This window comes from Trichocoleus desertorum ATA4-8-CV12, from assembly GCA_019358975.1.
Classification (GTDB): domain Bacteria; phylum Cyanobacteriota; class Cyanobacteriia; order FACHB-46; family FACHB-46; genus Trichocoleus; species Trichocoleus desertorum_A.
The window spans coordinates 17,152-37,796 of the sequence record JAHHIL010000054.1 but is presented as its reverse complement, the minus strand read 5'-3'; the positions used below and the strand labels follow the sequence as shown (position 1 = coordinate 37,796).

Annotated in this window: 16 protein-coding genes and 1 pseudogene; 10 read left to right on the top strand and 7 right to left on the bottom strand. The window is 50.7% G+C overall.

Annotated elements, in window-relative coordinates; genetic code table 11:
• Positions 1 to 75: 75 nt before the first annotated feature.
• The 4 genes from KME12_23990 to KME12_23975 form a co-directional block, all read right to left on the bottom strand.
• Positions 76 to 294: a hypothetical protein gene (locus KME12_23990; protein ID MBW4490846.1), complete on the bottom strand. Its 219-nt coding sequence runs from the start codon at positions 292 to 294 to the stop codon at positions 76 to 78.
• A gap of 177 nt (positions 295 to 471) precedes the next feature.
• Positions 472 to 2,010: a DUF4335 domain-containing protein gene (locus KME12_23985; protein ID MBW4490845.1), complete on the bottom strand. Its 1,539-nt coding sequence runs from the start codon at positions 2,008 to 2,010 to the stop codon at positions 472 to 474.
• 72 nt (positions 2,011 to 2,082) lie between these two features.
• Positions 2,083 to 2,685: a DUF3038 domain-containing protein gene (locus tag KME12_23980; protein ID MBW4490844.1), complete on the bottom strand. Its 603-nt coding sequence runs from the start codon at positions 2,683 to 2,685 to the stop codon at positions 2,083 to 2,085.
• A gap of 324 nt (positions 2,686 to 3,009) precedes the next feature.
• Positions 3,010 to 4,098, bottom strand: a complete 1,089-nt coding sequence (locus tag KME12_23975) for a hypothetical protein (protein MBW4490843.1) — start codon at positions 4,096 to 4,098, stop codon at positions 3,010 to 3,012.
• 107 nt (positions 4,099 to 4,205) lie between these two features.
• Here KME12_23975 and KME12_23970 point away from each other — a divergent pair, with 107 nt between their 5' ends.
• The 10 genes and pseudogenes from KME12_23970 to KME12_23925 all read left to right on the top strand — a co-directional run bounded on the left by KME12_23970 (position 4,206) and on the right by KME12_23925 (position 16,517).
• The gene (locus KME12_23970; GenBank protein MBW4490842.1) at positions 4,206 to 4,913 is read left to right on the top strand and encodes a PD-(D/E)XK nuclease family protein; all 708 of its coding nucleotides are present in this window, start codon (positions 4,206 to 4,208) and stop codon (positions 4,911 to 4,913) included.
• Between the two features lie 10 nt (positions 4,914 to 4,923).
• Positions 4,924 to 5,391 carry an HPP family protein gene (locus KME12_23965; protein MBW4490841.1) on the top strand — a complete coding sequence of 156 codons (468 nt, stop codon included), beginning with the start codon at positions 4,924 to 4,926 and terminating at the stop codon, positions 5,389 to 5,391.
• 160 nt (positions 5,392 to 5,551) lie between these two features.
• Positions 5,552 to 6,364, top strand: coding sequence for a carbon-nitrogen hydrolase family protein (locus tag KME12_23960; GenBank protein ID MBW4490840.1), 813 nt, complete (start codon positions 5,552 to 5,554; stop codon positions 6,362 to 6,364).
• A 116-nt stretch (positions 6,365 to 6,480) separates the two neighbouring features.
• Complete coding sequence (locus KME12_23955) at positions 6,481 to 7,992, top strand: cation:proton antiporter (protein ID MBW4490839.1); 1,512 nt, start codon at positions 6,481 to 6,483, stop codon at positions 7,990 to 7,992.
• Between the two features lie 565 nt (positions 7,993 to 8,557).
• Positions 8,558 to 10,402 carry an N-acetylmuramoyl-L-alanine amidase gene (locus tag KME12_23950; GenBank protein MBW4490838.1) on the top strand — a complete coding sequence of 615 codons (1,845 nt, stop codon included), beginning with the start codon at positions 8,558 to 8,560 and terminating at the stop codon, positions 10,400 to 10,402.
• A gap of 10 nt (positions 10,403 to 10,412) precedes the next feature.
• Positions 10,413 to 11,342, top strand: coding sequence for a glutamate racemase (murI, locus tag KME12_23945; GenBank protein MBW4490837.1), 930 nt, complete (start codon positions 10,413 to 10,415; stop codon positions 11,340 to 11,342).
• A gap of 138 nt (positions 11,343 to 11,480) precedes the next feature.
• Positions 11,481 to 13,115 (top strand): cyclic peptide export ABC transporter, encoded by a 1,635-nt coding sequence (locus KME12_23940; GenBank protein MBW4490836.1) that lies wholly within the window; start codon positions 11,481 to 11,483, stop codon positions 13,113 to 13,115.
• 8 nt (positions 13,116 to 13,123) lie between these two features.
• On the top strand, positions 13,124 to 14,467 hold the full coding sequence (locus tag KME12_23935) for a 16S rRNA (cytosine(967)-C(5))-methyltransferase (GenBank protein ID MBW4490835.1): 1,344 nt from the start codon (positions 13,124 to 13,126) through the stop codon (positions 14,465 to 14,467).
• A 41-nt stretch (positions 14,468 to 14,508) separates the two neighbouring features.
• The gene (locus KME12_23930; GenBank protein ID MBW4490834.1) at positions 14,509 to 15,981 is read left to right on the top strand and encodes a Fic family protein; all 1,473 of its coding nucleotides are present in this window, start codon (positions 14,509 to 14,511) and stop codon (positions 15,979 to 15,981) included.
• A 107-nt stretch (positions 15,982 to 16,088) separates the two neighbouring features.
• A pseudogene (locus tag KME12_23925) lies at positions 16,089 to 16,517 on the top strand (TerB family tellurite resistance protein).
• An 85-nt stretch (positions 16,518 to 16,602) separates the two neighbouring features.
• Here KME12_23925 and KME12_23920 read toward each other — a convergent pair.
• The 3 genes from KME12_23920 to chlG form a co-directional block, all read right to left on the bottom strand.
• Positions 16,603 to 16,830 carry a hypothetical protein gene (locus KME12_23920; protein ID MBW4490833.1) on the bottom strand — a complete coding sequence of 76 codons (228 nt, stop codon included), beginning with the start codon at positions 16,828 to 16,830 and terminating at the stop codon, positions 16,603 to 16,605.
• 118 nt (positions 16,831 to 16,948) lie between these two features.
• Entirely contained in the window at positions 16,949 to 19,252 is a 2,304-nt protein-coding gene (locus KME12_23915) for a penicillin-binding protein 1A (protein ID MBW4490832.1), read from the bottom strand.
• A gap of 304 nt (positions 19,253 to 19,556) precedes the next feature.
• A complete protein-coding gene (gene chlG, locus KME12_23910; protein ID MBW4490831.1) occupies positions 19,557 to 20,645 on the bottom strand; it encodes a chlorophyll synthase ChlG in 1,089 nt (362 codons plus the stop codon).

Genomic DNA, 20,645 nt, shown 5'->3' with positions numbered 1-20,645 from the left:
GTTAATTGCGGGGCTGGTAAGTTCTCGCGTCGAACATAGTTCACCTACCGCCCCACAATTAACGCGCCATTCATCTCACACCAAATCGAAGATTATGGTGTGAGGCTTTTGTCTTATCCAGCTAAATGTAGACCCAACTGAGAACGCTAAGCCCATCCCCATAAAACCTTTGGTCCAATTATCGGCGGGTAAGTAAGCAATCCCAACTGCCGTAGTCGAAATTGCTAGGACAAAAGCAGCCCAAGATTGAATAATCCAACCTGGGCTGTGAACTTGAGATCCCATGTCTTGCATAGTCTACCGACCACCCCTTGTAATTCAATCAGCTTTGTTGATTAACGTATCAATTCAAACAAGAGCTATATGAATTCAAAAGGGCAGTTCCTGAAGTGAACCCTGAAGCATGGACGGTATGAGCCTGTTTGAGTTAGGACAAGTACTGCCTTAACTTCAACAAACCCTAGCTTAGGCTCATTCTAAGAAAGTACGAACCTGACCGTCTGGGCTGAGCACCACTCGCACCCTAGGAGATTGATCTCCTGCAATTGGGGTAACAAACGGTTCACCGACTAAAGGCATGCCCGTGCGATCAATATAATCTCCAGCCGACTGTCCTAAAGGCACAATGCGCTGAATAGAACCATCCGCTCCAATCAAAAGCGTATACTCTAGCGTTTGCGTCAATCCTTCGGGAGGCTGCCAGCGTTCCTCAAAATAGCTTCTGACTTCGGCGACTTGGGGAATGCTATCGAAGGCTGAACCAGATGCCGCATCAGATGTTGGGGCTTGGGCGGCCTCTAAACTGGGGCTCACGCCTGCGTCTCCCTCTTCTGGAGCTGCGGCACTGCGAGCCGACTCTAGGTTCGGAAGTTTGGCAGCGGTCGGGGCAGGGGGCAAAGGTTCTGAAGCAGGTGCAGTTTCTTCTAATTGTGGCGCAGATTCAAACCGAGGTGCTAGCGCCACTGGTGCCGATTCTACCGGAATTGAGGCGATCGGCTTATTGGTAGTAGGTGGGGCCGCAGTTGAGTTAGCACCAGCGGGGGGTGGCGGTACTGGGGCCAGAGCGACTACATTTGGCGCACTTGTATTCGGCACAGGCACAGTGGGTATGCCTGACTGGATGGCTCCAGCCGGAGGTGGGGGTGGAACCGTCTGAGGAGGAGCAGGGACTCCTAAAGGCCCAGTCGGGACTTGCCCTGGAACCATTGCCTGCTGGCCTGTTGCTTGCGGATTGGAAAATGAGACCGCTGTTTTTAATTCAGGAGTCGGTTGATCCAGACTCTTGATCACACCCGCCGTCACACCCGCCGTCAGCAAAACAGCCGCAGCCGTTGGTGCCCAAGTGGGCAGAACGGGAACCCAACTGCGTTGACTCAGCTCAGGCAAGACTACTGTATCCGTAGCATAGTCATCCAAAGCGGCAGCTAAGTCAGCCAATTGAATGGCACTTAAAGTGATGACATTGGATGATGCGGTGGCTAAAGACCCTAAGTGGAGTCTGTGGGAAAGTAAGCCTTGAGGCTGAAGAGAAATGCGAGGTGATTCAAGCACGAGGGGGGCAGACGGAGCCGCTGCTTCTGCGGCACTGGCCAGTTCACCGGATTGATCGCTCAAGAGGGCATCTGTTTCTGGCTCTACCACACTCATAGCCGCTGCTCTAGCGGAGCGGGCCGCACTCAGATCAATAGCGGGTGGGGCTGCCGTTGGTGCTTCTAGCGTTGCTACAGACGATCGCGATCCTGGACTTATTAAGGCTGGCGATTGGTTAAGGAAGTTTTGCACATAGGCGCTGACGGCCTCACATAACTCATCAAGCTGAAAGCGATCGCCCCGCAAAGAAACTTGTTGAGCATCTGGCAAGCGCGGATCATCCAAACTCAGATGAAATCGTAGTTTTCTGAGCAGCGGACGACCTGCCCAACGAGATAAGGGCGAATCTTGGGCGACAATCTCTAGGGTGCAGGTAGGAGGAGTATACCGTCGCAGGACTGAAGTAGACAAAAAAGGCATGGGTGGTTCTAGAATGCGTCGGTGTAGGCTAGGCAATCGGAATTGAGTGAAGCAAAAGTGCTAACCCAGGGGTTAGACAGCGGCTACGCCATCCCGTGAACGATCCAAGAGGGCTAGCCAAAAACGACGGGGGCCACCAGGGGCACTGTAGAACAACAAGTCGATCAGCAGCTTGAGCGCCAAGTGCGTCAGGATGTCAGGCGGAGTTTCTTCCCCCTCTTCCATGCGCTCTTGGTAGGTGTTATTGAATTTGTCTAAATAATCTCCTAACAGCGCCGCTTGATGAGGTTCCTTGTTTTGCTCCGCCAGTTGTTCAAGTAGTGCCACAGCCCGACGAATTAATTCTTGGTGCTGCTTAGCAAGATGACAACTGATTAAAACGAGCGATCGCGCCTCCTCAACATCCAATTTCTTGCGCCCCCCCTGGCCCTTACGCAGCGGGCTCGACTGCCGCAATCGCCATAGGGCAACGCGATCGCTGATCATCTCTTCTAGGTTGAGGTCTGTAGCTGCTTGTAGCATTGCTTCAGAGCCAATCCCTGCTAATGCCTCCAGAGCTAGCAATATCAGGTCAAGATGAGCCTTGATATTGTCTAGCTGGCCAGAGTCAGCTTGGGAAGGCAGGGGAAGCTCTTCCCATCGAGGTGAAGCAGGCGGCTTAACAGTAGAGCGCATATCTTCAGGATAGAGAACAGGGCAAGACACAAGCTGGCGGTTACAAGTCTTGAAACAAGACTAAAAATCAGGCTCAGTTTTTCGCTCCTCACTAGGAAGGAACTTAACGGACAGGGCAATCGTTTAAATGCCATTCTAGCTAGTCTAACGAGCAACTGAATGCAATCCAATCACCCTCTTGGTTGACATCCCCTACATACCAGCCCAGCAGGATGAGTGGAGTACGGGTCGGGTTTGGCTCAACATTTAAGCTGCTAGCCAGCAGTGCATCACATTAACCAGAACCTTTAGCTGACGTGAGAAAAACAGGGATTTCCGTGGTGGTTACGAAATTATCGCTTTAGTAGAATTTTCCAGCAGTTTAGCTGCAAACGTCTCAAAATTTTTGGCTTGATTGTGGTCTTGATACCAAGCATGGGCCTGGTCAGCGATCGCCTGACAAGTCTCTAAAGGGACGGGAGAAGATTGATTATCCGCAACGAAAAAGTTGGTATAAGCGAACAGGCGATCGGCTGGTGCAGATTGAGCTTGAGTGACCACAGGGACCAATCCATGCGCACAATAAGCAGCAAGCACACCAGACTTTGAAAGCTTACGATTGTCTTGGGAGTGAGCAAAACCCGCGAATGAGTTCAACATCAACTCGCTCACCACCTCCGCAGGTTGTTCCCCCATTTCCACCAAACGGATACCCTGAATTTCGGAAGTATTGAGATTAAGGGAAGGGCCGACATCGCAAATTTCTGCAATGTTGAGGCGGCGACAAGCCTTGATCAAAGCGCCGAGCGATCGCCGATAAACCTTACTTCTACGCCCAGGTGTACCAAACACTACCATCCGTCGAACTCGCTCACTCAGCAAAGGAATCTCCGACGGTTCGCCCATCCCAGAAAAGACAGGAATACTGGTCACGGGAGAGTGCAAACGCCGCTCTAACTGAGCTTGAGTGGCTGAATTATTTGTCAGAATTGTGTCGGCACACCTGGCAATTCGCCAAGCAGCAGCGCTCTGCCAAGGCAATAGATATAAGGTTTTTCGCAATAAGACAAAGTGGGGAAATTCATGAAACATGATCACCAAAGGAAGGTGGCGTTGCTGTTTCACGGTGGCTAAAGCATCTGCAAGCCAGAACGGAGCCCCATATTTGAGTTCGTAAGGATAATCGGAGTAGTGTAAAAGAATGCTGTCTATGTTGGAAGGAATGGCACTCAGCAACGCTTCTGGGGTATTTGCCGCCATTTCCGTAACTGGAAAGCCAGCGATCGCGGATCGGGGTGCCCCTGCCATAGGGTTGGTGAGGAAATGAGTGGTGATGCCATAGCAACTGCTCAGCCCGTGAGCTAGCTTCAAAGCGTAATCACCAATCCCGTCGATCGCAGGGAATAAGCGGGGATAAATCTGCAAAAGGTTCATCTGGATAGTAGCCCTCTAGCAATTTTCACTTTCTACTTTGCTCACTGTTCGTCAATTCGTCCACTCACCAAAAGTTCACTCACCAGAATAAGTGTTTGGTTTCATCTATGTCTTCGGAATTGCAGCGGCTACCTCACTACACTGCCAAAACGGTGCGAGAACAAGGCAAACAATATTATGTGGATCAGCAGGGTAGACGCTTACCGAGTGTCACCACTATTCTTAATGCCACGAAGCCAAAGGCGCATCGGGAAGCCTTAGCAAATTGGCGCGATCGCGTGGGGCCAGCCGAAGCCACTCGCATTTCTGGGGCAGCAAGTCGGCGAGGAACAGGCACGCACAAGCAAATTCAGCGTTACCTATTAGGTGAAGAAGTCGTTTGCTCAGAAGCTGTGCAACCTTACTGGGAGAGCATTGAGCCTGTGTTGCAGCAAATTCACCACATCCGCTTAGTAGAAGGCTTTGTGTTTCATGACGACCTAGGCTACGCCGGACAAGTAGACTGTGTGGCTAGCTACCAGGGGGTGCCCTGTGTTTGTGATTGGAAAACGGCTGACAAACCTAAGGAAACCCTAGAGCGACTTTACGATTACCCGCTGCAACTGGTTGCCTACTTAGGTGCAGCCAATCAGCTCTATCAAGACCATGAACTAAACTTGGCCCATGGATTGTTAGTCGTAGCGCTTCCTGGTCTAGCGGCAGAAGTATTTTGGTTTGAGGCAGAGGCACTTAGCGCTTATTGGCAACAATGGGAAGCTAGAGTGGCGGAATTTTGGCGACGAGCAAGGTACTGGGAAAGAAAAAGAAAAGGATGAAGGAGGAGGGATGTTCGCGAAGCGTTCCGAAGGAAAGGATGAAAAGTTTAGAGCGTGGGAACTTGCGATCGCCACAACAGGATACAGTTCTGCGATCGCTCAGGCTCCGATGTTAATTGCACCGTTTGGAGCTACTTGTGTTTTAGCCTTTGCCGCTCCCGAAAGCCCCCTAGCCCAACCGCGTAATATTATTGGCGGTCACTGTTTAGCCAGTCTGATCGGCTTGACTTGCCTACATCTGTTTGGCTCCGAGGCTTGGGTGATGGCGCTGGCAGTAGCGACTGCGATTGGTTGTATGCAGTTGACTCATACACTGCACCCACCCGCCGGGGCTGTCCCACTCGTCATCATCATGACAGGAGCCAGTTGGAAATTCTTTTTTACACCCGTTCTGACAGGCTCCATTTTGCTGGTGTTGTGTGCGGTTGTCTTTAATAACCTGGCCGATGATCGAAAATATCCTAAATACTGGCTTTAGCAGCAAGACCTAAAAAGCACCAAAAGGCGCGGCAAGCTAAGAATCGTTGCAGCCAAACCCAAAGGTGACAAACCATGTAGCTTTGCAGGGGAAGATGGATATAGGCCACAATATTGGTCTTAGCTCACTTACTGACCTTGCATCTTTGTTAGCGACATCTATGAAGTCTTATCTGGCTGCCGCCATTCAAATGAATAGTCTGCCTAATTTGGAAAAAAATTTAGTGCAGGCAGAAGAACTGATCGACCTTGCAGTGCGGCAGGGAGCCGAATTGATCGGGTTGCCAGAAAATTTTTCCTTTTTAGGGGATGAGGACGCCAAGCTGGATCAAGCAGAAGCGATCGCCGTTGAAAGCGAAAAATTCCTCAAAACGATGGCTCAGCGCTTTCAAGTCACCATTTTGGGGGGTGGCTTTCCGGTTCCTGTGGGCAACGGCAAAGTTTACAACACAGCCCTGCTAATTGATCCGAGTGGACAAGAATTGGCCCGCTACGAGAAAGCACATTTGTTTGATGTGGATCTCCCCGATGGCAATACCTACCGCGAATCTAGCAGCGTGCTTGCGGGAATGCGGGTGCCTCCCATCCATCCTTCCAAGGAGTTGGGCCAGATTGGGCTTTCCGTGTGCTACGACGTACGCTTTCCGGAGCTATATCGGCATTTGTCCCAGATGGGCGCAGAAGTGCTCTTTGTGCCCGCAGCCTTTACTGCGTATACGGGTAAAGACCATTGGCAAGTTTTGCTCCAAGCGAGGGCAATCGAAAACACTTGCTATGTAATTGCCCCAGCGCAGACAGGACGGCACAACACCATGCGGCAATCTCACGGCCATGCTATGGTCATTGACCCTTGGGGCGTGATCCTAGCTGATGCGGGGGATACACCGGGTATCGCGATCGCCTCGATTGAGCCAGCGCGTCTAGACCAAGTTCGCCGCCAAATGCCTTCCTTGCAGCATCGCGTGTTTATCTGACCAGATTTAGCCTCCAGCTTCCCAATTTTCTAGCTTCTGACAGGACTCCTAACGTGGGAGGAGCTTAATTCTGTAAAGAAACCTGTACATTAGACAGAATGAGTTCTGTGGAAGCAATGGCTGATCTTACTGCCTGGATAGCCTCCTCAATTTTCTCCATTCCTTTTGTTCTGCCCGCCAATCCATTGCTAGCAACAGCAACCGAAACTGAGAGCAGCGCCCTTGTACTCGCAGGGGTCTTGCTCAGCTTAGTTGTGGTTTATTTAGCCAGCAAAATTGGCGGCGAACTTTGCGCTCGAATTAACTTACCCCCAGTCCTAGGAGAGCTGCTGGGTGGTGTAGTGGTGGGTATTTCAGCACTGCATCTGTTGGTATTTCCGGAAGGTGGAGCAGATAGTTCTACCTCCGTGGTCATGAATTTCATGCAAATGACAACAGGCTTGGGGACCGAATCGATCGCCAGCCTGTTTGCTGCCCAAAGCGAAGTTATTTCTGTCCTCGCTGAACTGGGTGTCGTAATTTTGCTATTTGAAATTGGCCTGGAATCAAACTTAAAAGAACTGATTCGGGTTGGTCCTCAAGCCGCAGTAGTCGCTGTGGTCGGAGTTGCTGCGCCCTTTGCCGCAGGCACCGCTGGACTGATTACCCTCTTTGGTGTGCCCACGGTTCCGGCGATCTTTGCGGGAGCAGCCCTGACGGCTACAAGTATCGGGATTACTGCAAGAGTTTTGGCGGAAATTCAGCGCCTCAACTCCCGTGAAGGCCAGATCATCATTGGTGCGGCGGTCTTAGATGACGTGCTTGGCATCATCGTTCTCGCGGTGGTTGCTAGCTTAGCGAAAACTGGAGAAATCGAAGTCACAAATGTGATTTATCTGATTGTGAGTGCCACCGTTTTCTTGGTGGGCTCGATTCTTCTGGGTCGCTTTCTCAGTCCCTTCTTCGTTTCCTTAGTCAATCAGCTAAAGACACGCGGTCAACTGCTAATTTCGGCCTTAATCTTTGCCTTTATTCTGTCCTATGTTGCAGCGGCAATTCAGCTAGAAGCCATTCTGGGAGCATTTGCAGCAGGCTTAATTCTGGCAGAAACGGAAAAACGCAGCGAGCTGGAAGAACAAGTCATTCCCATCGCCGACATGCTCGTACCGATTTTCTTTGTCACGGTAGGGGCTAGAACGGATATTGGTGTCCTCAACCCAGCAATTCCCAGCAATCGGGAAGGCTTGGCGATGGCCGCCTTTTTGGTTCTGGTGGCGATCGTGGGCAAAGTTATCACTGGGTTAACTGTGTTTGGTCAGCCCAACATTAATCGGCTGGCGATCGGGGTAGGGATGATTCCACGGGGCGAAGTGGGATTAGTCTTTGCTGGCGTTGGTTCAGCTAGTGGTATTCTTTCCAAACCCTTGGAAGCGGCCATCATCGTTATGGTGATTTTGACCACATTTCTTGCTCCCCCGCTCTTACGAGTCGTCTTTCAAACTGAGTCCGACTCTTCTACAGATGAAGCAACAGACTTCGCTCTCGAAGCCAGCCAAGCTCAGCCATTGAGCGGGAACCTAGAGACGCAAAGCGATCGCACCGAGGTAGTAGAAACCTTAGAACCTACCCCTGAGCCAGGGCAACACTAGCCAATCGCTCTTACTTGCAGGTTAGTTTTCAGGATTTCTGTCTAGATATCCTGAGGACGTTTCCTGCGGGTTGATTAACACTATTGGATGAAACTTGTATGGCCGAGTCTGCGTCCGATCGCCTATCAAGCTCAATTGTATAGGGGAGTCTTCGGGCAGCAAGGTGCTTTCAAGCGTTAGCCGCATCAGTCGGCAGCGGCTGAAATGCAAGCAACGTCTGCAAATTACACTGTTAACCAAGACTCTAACTAGATAAGGCTCTTGATTGAACTGAAATGTTGGTGGGGTGAGGAATGTGGAGCAACACTTCAGTTGCAAATGACCAATCTAGTAAAGCTGTTGAAGCGGCTTAGTTCAAGCAAACAATTCTGTCTAGTTCATCAATCTTTGGCTCGTAAACGTAAAACTGTGGTGTAACCTAAATCGTGGTATTTTTCAACGCAGCCTTAAAGTTTGAACTTAACAGAGGAATATAGCCCAGCATGGGTTTTGCCTTACTGAACTGGGTTGATTTTCAACTCGCCAACAGCTTACAGCGACACAATCCAAACGAGGAGAAATCACAGTGAGGCTTCACTGGCTATTACCCAGTTTTCTGGGCATTATTCTGCTGTCGTCCCCTGCAGAAGCGGCTAGACTACAGTCTTGGCAATTTGATGCCAACCAAAATCGACTTGACTTTACCACCGATGATGGCGTTCAACCGAGAGCCCAGCTGATTGCGAATCCCACTCGCTTGGTAATTGATTTACCAGGGACCAAAGTGGGTGGAGCCCTCAGGAATCGACAGGTAGGTGGAGGGATTCGTTCGATTCGAGTGGGACAGTTCGACCCTCAAACCACTCGGATCGTGATTGAACTGACGCCAGGTTACACCCTTGATCCGCAGCAAGTGAAATTCCGGGGTCGTTCTGCCAACCAATGGTCTGTGCAGCTGCCTACTCCCCAGCCTGTGGCTTCATCCGGCAACTCTGGTGTGGTAGTACCCAGTAGCTCACCTGTCACCCCTACCCCTACCGCAGCTCAGCCCGTGGTCACAGGAGCCACCACTCAAATTCAGAATGTGCAGGTGACACCCGATGGCATTTTTGTCCGGACTACAGGTCGGGCACCGGAAGTTGCAGTCAACCGCAGTAATAATGGGCAGCAAATTGAAATTTCCCTCAAAGGGACGGCCATTTCTCCGAGGTTGACGCAGCGAACCATCTCAGTTAACCGTTATGGGGTGGGTCAACTACAGGTTAGTCAAGCGCAAACGTCACCTCCGGTCGCTCGGATCACCCTGAATGTCGCGAGGACTAGCCCCGATTGGCAGGCTACAGCGAGTAACTTAGGTGGCGTTGTTCTGGTGCCAACAGGTGGTGTGACGGCTGCGACAGCAGAGAGCCAACGTCCTACACCTGACAACTCGCGCCCAGTGCCAACCACGAGTGATCCTGATACGAATCAAGTCGCCACGATTGATGCCGTTGATCTAGAAAATAATGGCAACCAACTCGTGATTCGGGCCAATCGCCCATTGACCTATACGACTGGCTGGGATCGCACTTCGGGGCTGTATCGCATCACTGTTTCCTCAGCTCGTTTGGCGGAGCAAGTTCGCGGGCCCAAGCTGGATGCTACTAGTGCTTTGTTACGAGTGCGATTGCGGCAAGAAGACCCGCGCACAGTGGCGATTTTGGTGCAGCCAGCAGCAGGTGTGCAAATTGGTGACGTTAATCAACCTAGCAACCAAATTCTGGCTTTACAGCTGCAACGCTCTCGCCCTACACCCGTGGTACCTCCGGGTAGCCCAGTGGGTTCTATTCCGGTGCCTCCGCCAACCACAACCAATTCCCCCATCACCAACATACCGAGAAACCCAAATGGGCGGCTGGTGGTCGTTATTGATCCAGGGCATGGTGGCCCTGACCCAGGCGCTGTTGGTATCGGTGGTTTACAGGAAAAGGGACTGGTGCTAGACATTTCCCGTCAGGTGGCCGCGAGATTGGGGCAACAAGGTGTGCAAGTCGTGATGACTCGTGAGGACGATCGCGACTTAGATTTAGAACCGCGAGTGGTCTTAGCGGAGCGAGCCAACGCCAGTTTATTTGTGAGCATTCATGCCAACGCAATTAGCATGAGTCGCCCCGATGTCAATGGACTCGAAACCTACTACTACAGCAGTGGTGAGCGGCTAGCTCGGACGATTCATAATAATGTGCTTCAGGGAACTGGGGCTCGCGATCGCGGGGTTCGCTCCGCTAGATTCTACGTTCTGCGTAGAACGTCCATGCCTTCAGTTCTGGTAGAAGTAGGGTTTGTCACCGGGGCAGAGGATGCGGCTAGACTCTCAACGTCTAGTTATCGCACCCAAATGGCTGACGCGATCGCCCGTGGTGTTCTACAGTACATCCAGCAAAACTTTTAGTCCCACCTGAATGCATTCATCCGTGTCTAATCACTCCCAACCAAACTCATCCTCCGAACGCGACCAGCTCCACTTAGAGCATCCAGCCAGCTTAGAACCCAATCTACCTGCTACGTTTGCTACAGAACGACAACGTGCCTATATTGGCGTATTTGACAGCGGGGTGGGAGGAATCACAGTTTTGCGAGAGATGTATCGGCAGTTGCCTAACGAGTCGATTCTCTATTTTGGAGACACCGCGCGTCTGCCCTATGGAACGCGATCGCAAGCCGAGATTTTGCAGTTCGTGCGAGAGATTTTGGCTTGGATGGTGCAGCAAGGGGTCAAAATGGCCATCATGGCTTGCAACACCAGCTCAGCCCTGGCTTTAGAAACAGTCCGGCGGGAATTTAAAATCCCCATTCTAGGCTTGATTTTGCCAGGAGCCCGGGCCGCAGTTCAACAGGGGCGTCGGATCGGGGTGATTGCAACTCCTGCAACTGCCGCTAGCAATGCCTATCGGCGTGCTGTCCTCGAAATTGAAGACACGGCTGAAGTGTGGCAGGTGGGGTGTCCAGAGTTTGTCCCGTTAGTAGAACAAAATCGGATTAGCGATCCTTACACTTATGAAGTCGCTCAGGAGTATTTAGCACCGCTATTGCAGCACCAAATTGATACCCTCGTTTATGGCTGCACTCATTATCCGCACCTAGCACCTGTCCTACGCACCTTACTGCCGCCATCGGTAAAGCTAGTTGATCCAGCCGTGAGTGTGGTAGCTGCCGCCGCCCAAGAGTTAGAGCTGTTGGGATTGAGAAACACGCGGCTACCGATGCCCACTCGCTTTTGTGTCAGCAGCAACCCCGACCAGTTTGCCCAAGTTTCTGTACAGTGGCTCGGTTTCACACCAATTGTAGAAAAAATTAATTTACCAGAAGTACTCAGTCAGCCAGTTTCTTGAGCAACCTAGACTAATCTGTCGGAGCTGGGCAGGAGCTTAACCGATGAAAGACCCACAATAGCAACACTGGGATACTCATCGCTGCCCAACTCCAGTTTTGGCAGTTAATAAACCACCTGGTTGCGAGGCTGAAACCCTGTGAATTTGGTTTACTTACTACTCAAAACCTCTTGGGTGAGTGTGGTGCTGGCAATGCTGACTGGGCTGCTAGGCGGTGCAAGTAGCACGGGCCTGATTGCTCTGATCAACACCACTCTAAGCAGCCAGAATCCGCCTACTGCGGCTCTAATGCAAAGGTTCGCGGCGTTGGGTTTAGTACTGTTGCTCAGTACGATCGCCTCGCAAATTTTGTTGGCTCGGCTTGCCCAAGGCTCTATCTTTGAATTGCGGTTGCTGTTGAGTCGTCAAATCCTGGCTTCCCCGCTACGACAACTGGAAGCCCTCGGCGCATCTCGACTATTGGCTACCCTCACCGACGACATTCAATCGGTTGCCAACGCTCTCTTCTCATTTCCGGTGCTGTGTATTGATCTGGCAATCCTGGTGAGTTGTCTTGCTTACCTGGCATGGCTTTCCTTGTCTGTGTTTGGGTTGATGATGCTAGTGCTAGTGCTGGTGATCGCTAGCTTGCAAATCATTATCAGTAGAGCCAGAAAAGCCCTCTCGCTAGCCCGCAAAGAGCAAGACAGCTTACTGCATCATTTCCAAGCCATCATCGCAGGCATCAAAGAACTAAAGCTGCATTACCAACGGCGACAAAGCTTCCTCACCGAAGATCTGTATACCACTGCGAGTGCTGCCCGTGACCATAACATCGCAGGCATGACCACTTTCGCGATCGCCGGAGGCTATGGACTCCTCGCCACCTTTTTGATCATTGGTTTGCTGCTTTTCGCCTTACCCCGCTTTGTCAGCACCAGTCCCGAAATTTTGTCTGGTTACGCTTTAGTTGCACTCTATTTAATGCTGCCCTTTCAAGGAATCTTGGGGGTGATTCCCGTTTTGAGCCGAGCCACTGTAGCTCTAGACGCGATTCAAGCCTTGGGATTAGCCTTGGCCGAACACACTACAGAAACAACGGCGATCGCCCCTCCTGCCCCTAATGCGACTTGGCAACAACTCGATCTCGTAGCTGTGACTCATGCCTATAGAGGCGAACGAGAGGAAGATGGTTTCACCCTAGGGCCAATGACTTTAAGCTTTCAACCCGGAGAAGTAGTGTTTCTGGTGGGGGGTAACGGTAGCGGTAAATCAACGCTCGCCAAGCTAATTACAGGGCTTTACAGCCCGGAAGTGGGTGAGTTGCAGCTTGACGGTCAAGCGATTACGGATGCCAATCGGGAATGGTATCGGCAGCATTTTTCGGTAGTTTTCGCCGACTTCTATCTGTTCGATCGCTTGTTGGGGTTGGGCGATCGCGGCGATCTCGATCCGCAAGCCAAAGAGTATCTGATCCAGCTCCACCTCGACCACAAAGTCCGCGTTCAAGATGGCACACTGTCCACCACGACGCTTTCTCAGGGACAACGAAAACGGCTGGCACTGCTCACGGCGTATTTAGAAGACCGCCCCATTTACCTATTTGATGAGTGGGCATCCGATCAAGACCCGATTTTCAAAGAAATTTTCTACACACAACTGCTGCCAGAACTGAAGCAGCGAGGCAAAGCTGTCTTGGTGATTAGCCACGACGACCACTATTTCCATCTCGCTGACCGCATTGTGAAGCTGGATTATGGCAAGCTGGAATACGACAAGCGCATTGCTGCCTAATTTTGCCCGTGCCCAACCCTCGCCAACTTGCTTTCCTTGCCCTGCGATCGATCCAACGCGATGCCTTTGCAGATGTAGCGCTCGATCGCGTCTTGCAAGATGCTGAACTGAATAGCCAAGATCGACGGTTAGCGACCGAACTGGTATATGGCAGCGTCAGACGACAACGAACTTTAGATGCGCTGATCGATCAATTGGGCAAAAAGAAATCGCACCAACAACCTCCAGATCTGCGGGCCATTCTGCACTTGGGACTGTACCAACTGCGCTACTTGAATCAAATTCCTGCCTCGGCTGCGGTCAATACTACCGTTGAGCTAGCCAAACAAAATGGCTTTGCGGGGCTAACCGGGTTTGTTAACGGCTTGATGCGGCAATACATTCGCCTCGCTGAATCCTCTGGCGATCCTTTGCAACTTCCGTCCGATCCAGTCCAACGATTAGGAATGCTACACAGCTACCCTGACTGGATTGTGCAAGTCTGGCTAGATCAACTAGATTTGGCTGAAACTGAGCAATTATGCGAGTGGATGAATCGTCCCCCTCACATTGACCTGCGAATCAATCCCCTCTGCACTTCCCTAGAGGCCGTAGAAGCAGCGATGCAAGCAGCAGGTGTGGCAGTAAAACGTTTACCTCACTTGCCCCAAGCTCTACGGTTACTGGAGCCTGCGGGTGCGATTCAAAAATTGCCAGGGTTTCAGGAAGGCTGGTGGATGGTGCAGGATGCCAGTGCTCAGTTGGTGAGTTATCTGGTTGACCCGCAACCTGGAGAATTTGTGATTGATGCTTGCGCCGCGCCTGGTGGTAAAGCTTTGCACCTAGCAGAATTGATGCAAGATCAAGGCACTATTTGGGCTTGCGATCGCACCCCATCTCGCCTGAAGAAACTTACAGAAAACGCCGAACGCTTAGGCATCCATTCCACCGAGATCAGCATTGGCGACAGCCGCGACCAACCGCAATTTATTGGCAAGGGCGATCGCGTTTTGCTAGATGCGCCTTGTTCTGGCCTCGGTACGCTCAACCGTCACGCCGATGCACGCTGGCGACAAACTCCCGATCGTGTGCAAGAGCTGGCAACGCTGCAACAAGAACTGCTAACCGCCGCCGCAACTTGGCTCAAACCCGACGGAGTGTTAGTCTACGCTACCTGCACGCTACACCCCCAGGAGAACGAGCAAGCGATCGCAGCATTTTTAGCACAGCATCCCGACTGGCAAATTGAGCTGCCTGCCCCTAATTCACCTGCTACTGCCTTTGTCACGCCTCAAGGTTGGGTCAAAGTTTGGCCCCATCATCAACAGATGGACGGCTTCTTCATGGTTCGCCTCAAGTGTCCTACAGGCTAGCCTATAATAATCTGTTTATGTGAATTGGCAAAAAGTTTTTTATGCAGTGGCAACCAATAGAGAACTTACCATCAGATTGGAAGCAGTTAGCCAGTGCTGAGTTGCCACCTCTAGTTACGGTTTGGGATGAACAGGCACAGCGTCTTCGCTCCTCCGGAGAGTTTAAAACTTTTATGGAGAGGCTGCGCCGGGAAATTGCTATTGAAACTGGCATTATTGAACGTTTGTACACTCTGGATCGCGGGATCACACGCTTATTGATTGAACAAGGAATTAATGAGGCTTTAATTCCTCATGGAGCTACAGATCGCCCCGTCAAACAGGTTGTTTCTCTCATTCAGGATCAAGAGGCAGCAATTGAAGGACTCTTTGATTTTGTGGGTGGGCAAAGAACTCTCTCAACCTTCTATATCAGACAGTTGCATCAACTTCTAACACAGAGCCAGGATAGTACTGAAGCTTTCATTCCATCTACAGGTCAAGTAATCCTTGTTCCTATCATAAAAGGTGATTGGAAACGGCAACCCAATAATCCTATGCGATTGGATGGCTCTGTTCATGAATATTGCCTACCGGAACAAGTAGCATCCGAAATGGATCAGTTGGTGGAATGGCATCACCAACACCAAGCACAATCAATTCCTCCTGAAGTTGAGGCAGCATGGTTACATCATCGCTTTACACAAATTCACCCATTTCAAGATGGTAATGGCCGAGTTGCTCGTTGCCTTGCTAGTTTAGTTTTCATCCAAGCTGGATGGTTCCCTTTAGTTCTTACTCGTGATGATCGAGCAGCGTACATTTCAGCCTCAGAGCAAGCAGACCAAGGGGACTTGTCAGGCTTAATTTACCTATTCTCCAAAAGCCAAAAGCAATCATTTATTCGTAGTCTTGGTTTATCTGAACAAATTTTGTCAGAGACACGACGTGCTCAGGCTGTAATTGCCTCCATAGCAGATAAGCTTCAACAAAACCAATCAGCAACTGTTCAGGAGCGTTGTCGAAATGTCGAGAGTTTTGCTGCCAATTTGTTTGCGATCGCTTCCCATCGTTTACAAGACATCGCTAATGAAATAAAGTCATCTGTTCAGAATCTAGTTAGTGACTCTCAAATTTTTACTGTTTCAGCTCCTGCTGGTGATCCTAGGTCGTACTATCATCGCTATCAAATTGTAGAGACAGCTAAGCAGTTAGGTTACTTTGCGAATCTTCGCCCATATCACAGTTGGATACAGTTGGCAATCAACATAGAAACAGAAACATCAACCACAATTCTCTTATCATTTCATGCTCTCGGACATGAGTATCGGGGTTTGCTTGTATGTTCTGCTTGTGCTTATCACAGAGATAACACTGAGGAAGGTGAGCGCAATATTAGTGATATTCAATCTTTAACGGACTCTGTATTTCAATTCTCTTATGCAGATGAGGAAAGCATTCTTACAGAACGGTTTAAGCAATGGCTGGAAGATGTAATTGTCACTGGTTTAGAGTATTGGAATAAGAGCCTCTAGAAATAGCAGCTTAAGAATTTGATTTGGAAAAAACTTACGCAAATAATAAAAGCTACGTCAGGTTTCACACCGTCAGTAAGCCATTCGTCAATTCAGGGGGAAGTAGGATGACAGCCAATGCAAAGGCAGCGCTGCTCAAAATTCTGGTGGGAGCGGCTTAGATTAATGGCAAAATGCAGCCAGAGGAGCGAGAATATCTGCACCAAATCGCCGAGGAAACGGGAGCTGCCGATGCTCCTGAGCTACAGCCCCTCCTACACGAGTTCGTCGCGGTTTCCCCACAGAATGTTACCGCTGGATTCAAGAATATTTGGGCGATCGCCCTACTTCGGCAGAGTGCCGCCAACTCATTCAAGCGATCGCGGCACTTAATCTTTAAAGATGGCAATGTTGCAAGTGAAGAGAGCAGCCTACTCGCCAACTTACAACTTCTAGACTCTATGGCGAGTTTACCTGAAGAACGACAAAGTGCTGTTTTATCCACAATTCACAAGCTCTACGCTCAGTGGCTAGACGAAAAAAATAACTCCAGCTGATGCACTGGAGTTTCACACTAGACCACTTTGCTGAATTTTCTAAAAACTTAGCGACGCTGATCAATGCCAGGAGCTTCTTCCTTCTCTACTTCAAAGGCTGACCAATGCCAGGAGTTTCTTCCTTCTCTACTTCGGGCACAATGTCAGGACGATCCTTAGCTTCCCAGCCTACGGGACGCTTAGAGTTATACCAAGCAATCGAACCAATTGACGCAGCTGCAATAAATCCAACGATATAAACGAGGGTTGCAGAGATGGGGAAGTGGGGAGTATTGGTTGCCACATCTGCTGCAGCCGCAATTAATAAAGACATCTTAATAACCTCTCTACGCTTTGAAATACTAATTTACAGTACAACAACCGTAGCAGAGCCTGCTGAGAAGGGGGATCTCCCTAGAGTTGGATTCGTCTCCCCCTCCTAAGACAGTCCTTTAGAGTGCGGGTGGCGCAGGCTCAGAATCCGCAGGTGGTGCAGGTTCGGCAGGTGGAGCTTCTTCCTCAGGAACATAGTCGCTGGGTGGAGCTTCTTCTACGGGTGCTTCTTCAGGAACATAGTCGCTGGGTGGAGCTTCCTCTGCCACAGGTTCAGGCGCAGGTTCGCTCGGAGCTGGATCGTAAGACGCACCGGAGTCATAGCTCTCACCAGAATCATAGCCACCCCCAGAATCATAGCCACCCCCAGAATCGTAGCTACTCCCAGAATCGTATCCGCCACCAGAGCTTTCGCTACTCGCAGCCCCAGTTTCAGGCGCAGTACTGCCCGAAAGCTCTCGCTTTGGAGTCACAGGCTTGGCTTTGATGCTGCCTTTGCGCCCTTCAAAACTTGGTAACTCTGGGAACTTCTCTACTGACATGCCTTGCACGGCCTTAGTCATGAATTCACGCCAAGTGTGAGCAGCCGTACCACTCGACCCCCAAGTTGGGTCATTGTTGTCGTTGCCCAACCAAACCCCTGTAACTACCTGAGGGATATAGCCAATAAACCAGAGATCACGCGCCTCCTCAGAAGTGCCCGTTTTTCCAGCCACAGGCCGCCCCAATTGTGCTGGCCGCCCCGTCCCAGACTGCACCACACCTTCCAGCATCCAAGTGAGGATGGAAGCAGTGCCTTTATCAACCACTCGTTTGGGTTTAAAGTCAGCGCTGTAGAGAACTTCTCCCTGTCGATTGAGAATCCGAGTAATACCGTGGACTGGGACAGCATTTCCTTGAGCGGCTAAGGTCCCATAAGCACTAGTCAGCTCTAGCAAGTTAACTTCCGAGGCTCCTAGGGCTAGGGAATAAGTTGGCATTAACGTAGACTGAATGCCCATGTCTTTCGCCATCTTGACAACCGGATCAAACCCAACGTCAATTAAGACCTTGACAGCAACCACGTTGACAGAATAGGTCAAGGCATCTCGCATGGATACCCAGCCCCGATAGGTTTTGCCGTAGTTCTGAGGCTTGTAACCATCCACGGTATATTGAGCATCCAAATACCCATCGGTGGGAGAGAAGCCAGCCGCGATCGCGCTTGTGTAAACCAAGGTTTTGAATGTGGAACCGGGTTGGCGTTGGGCTTGTGTGGCTCGGTTAAATTGGCTCTTGCTATAGCCGTCACCTCCTACCAATGCCTTAACCTGACCATTACGAGGATCGATCGCGACTAACGCTGCTTGGCTAAAGCCCTCCGCCGATCCATCTAGCTCCACCGCATCTTTAATCGCTTTTTCTGCGGCTTTCTGCCATTGTCGGTTGAGGGTCGTCTCAACGGTTAGCCCACCCAGTTCCAAAGCTTCGGGAGAAACGTACTTCGGCAATTCTTGCTGGACATAAGAGGTAAAATAGGGCGCTTCGATCACCAAGCGCTTGGGTGAACTGGGTTTTAGTTTCAAAGGAGCCGCGATCGCTTGATCCATCTCGGCTTTGCTGATGTAGCCCGCATCCTGCATTCGCTGCAACACTACATTGCGCCGCTTCGTTGCCGTTTCTGGATTGACTAAGGGCGAGTAAACACTCGGCGCAGGAGGCAACCCAGCAATCATCGCCGTTTCTGGCAAAGTCAGCTTCTCGACTGGCTTACTAAAATACACCCAAGCGGCATCAGCCACGCCATAGGCACCCGAACCCAAATAAACCAAGTTCAAGTAGCGCTCTAGAATCTGCTCTTTCGGCATCTGTCGCTCTAATTCTTGAGCCAGCATCGCTTCTTTAAGTTTGCGAGTGATGCTACGCTCTTGATTTAGAAAAACGATACGAGCGACCTGCTGCGTAATGGTACTACCGCCCTGCACCAAATCGCCTGAGACTAGATTGGAGAGGGCTGCGCGCAAAATGCCTTGATAGTCAACCCCCTGATGCTGATAGAAGCGACGATCTTCCGCAGCAATGAAAGCTTCAACTGCGGTTTTGGGAAATTGACCCATCGTCAATTTTTCCCGTGTGGCAGGCCCAGACTGCTGTAGGATAGTACCGTCAGCGGCTTTAACCGTGAGAGTCCCATCGCGGACAAAGGTAAAAATACTGCCAGTGTCGGGCAAAGTGCTCTTTAACGACCACCAGCCAACCCCCAGAGCGCACAGGCCACTACTTAAACCGAGACCCAGCCAAAAGAGACGGTTGCGATGGAGAGGTTTGGGGCCTTGAAAGGGGCGCAGAATCGGGGCCAACCGCGAACCCTCAACGTTAGCGATCGCCTGAGAGGATAGTTCTTTAACGTTCGATGCTAGCCGCTTGCCTGGTGATTTAGGCACTTTCTTGCGCCGTCGCTTGGGTTGCGCTTGATCATTGGAGAGGGTCGATCCAGGTTCCGCTGATTCAGCAGGATTCAACTTGGTCGAAAAGCCTCTGAACCTTGAGATAAACTTTGCCACTATAGCTCCTCACTCACCACCACTCACCAAGCCGCCATTCGCTCTTATTTTAGGGCTTGGTATCCCAATCTGCACCCCAATAATCGAAATCGTCTTATCGCAACTCTGTCTGGAAAGTCAAGTATTCATAACCTTTCCAGACAAAAAATTGTTTGAAGCGTCCTAGGTGGCCTATGCTGATCCCCTAAACTCCAGCATGACCCAGGGCTAGAGCAGCGACTAGCATCCCCAACACTAAAAAGGGCTGAGCACTAGCTTGATACTTCACGTCATTCTTGAGCGGATCGCGCAAAAAGTACATATCTTGGAACGTGATTTGAGGAATTACCAGCAATAGCAAAATCACAGCGTATAGATTTTGGTGAATGCTGAGTAAATAAGCCGCAACGCCCAGTTGAAACACATCAATCATCAGCACGCAGATCCAGGCAGCGGTGGCAACTCCAAACATTACGGGCAAAGACTTCAATCCTAACTGGCGATCGCCCTCCACACTTTTGAAGTCATTTACGATCGCAATTCCCAAGCCCGAAAAACTGTAAAACAAAGTCAACAACACAATCGTGGGATTGAGATCGCCAAATAGAGCATGCCCCGCCCACCAAGGCAACGCGATGTAACTCGCCCCCAACGCATAGTTACCCAACCAACCATTTTGCTTTAGCTTGAGGGGTGGCGCGGAATAAATATAAGACACAAAGGAGCCACCTAGAGCTAGCACTGTAATGGTGGGAAACGCATGCCCTGCCCACTGATCGAGCGCATAAGCAATGCCAACACCCCCTAGGAGCAGTGCCCAAATTTGCACCTGCACTTGCGGCAACGAAATGGCTCCAGAAGGAATCGGGCGGTAGGGTTCGTTGATGGCGTCTAGATCTCGGTCATAGAAATCATTGATGGTCTGGGTGTAGCCCGTTAGCATCGGCCCTGACATCAACATACAAGCCGCTGAGATTAAGACACACTCTAGGCTCCAGCGAAAATTTCCACCAGAAGCTGCCCCGCAGACTACGCCCCAGATTAAAGGAATCCAGGTGATCGGCTTCATCAGTTGCAGGCGAATCTTCCAAATTGAGGTTTCTCCTGCTTCCGCCCCTTTCATACCCAGGAGTTGTCGGGCTTTGGCACTCCGTGTAGCTTCTGGAGCCGTTGGGCTCAAAGGGGCAGGGGTATTCGCTTGCACATCTAGCTTGGCAGCAGCATCTTGAACTTCTGCTACCTCAGCTGCGGGAGAAATATTGGAGTCTGGAGGTAAGGGAGTTGGGTCAGACAT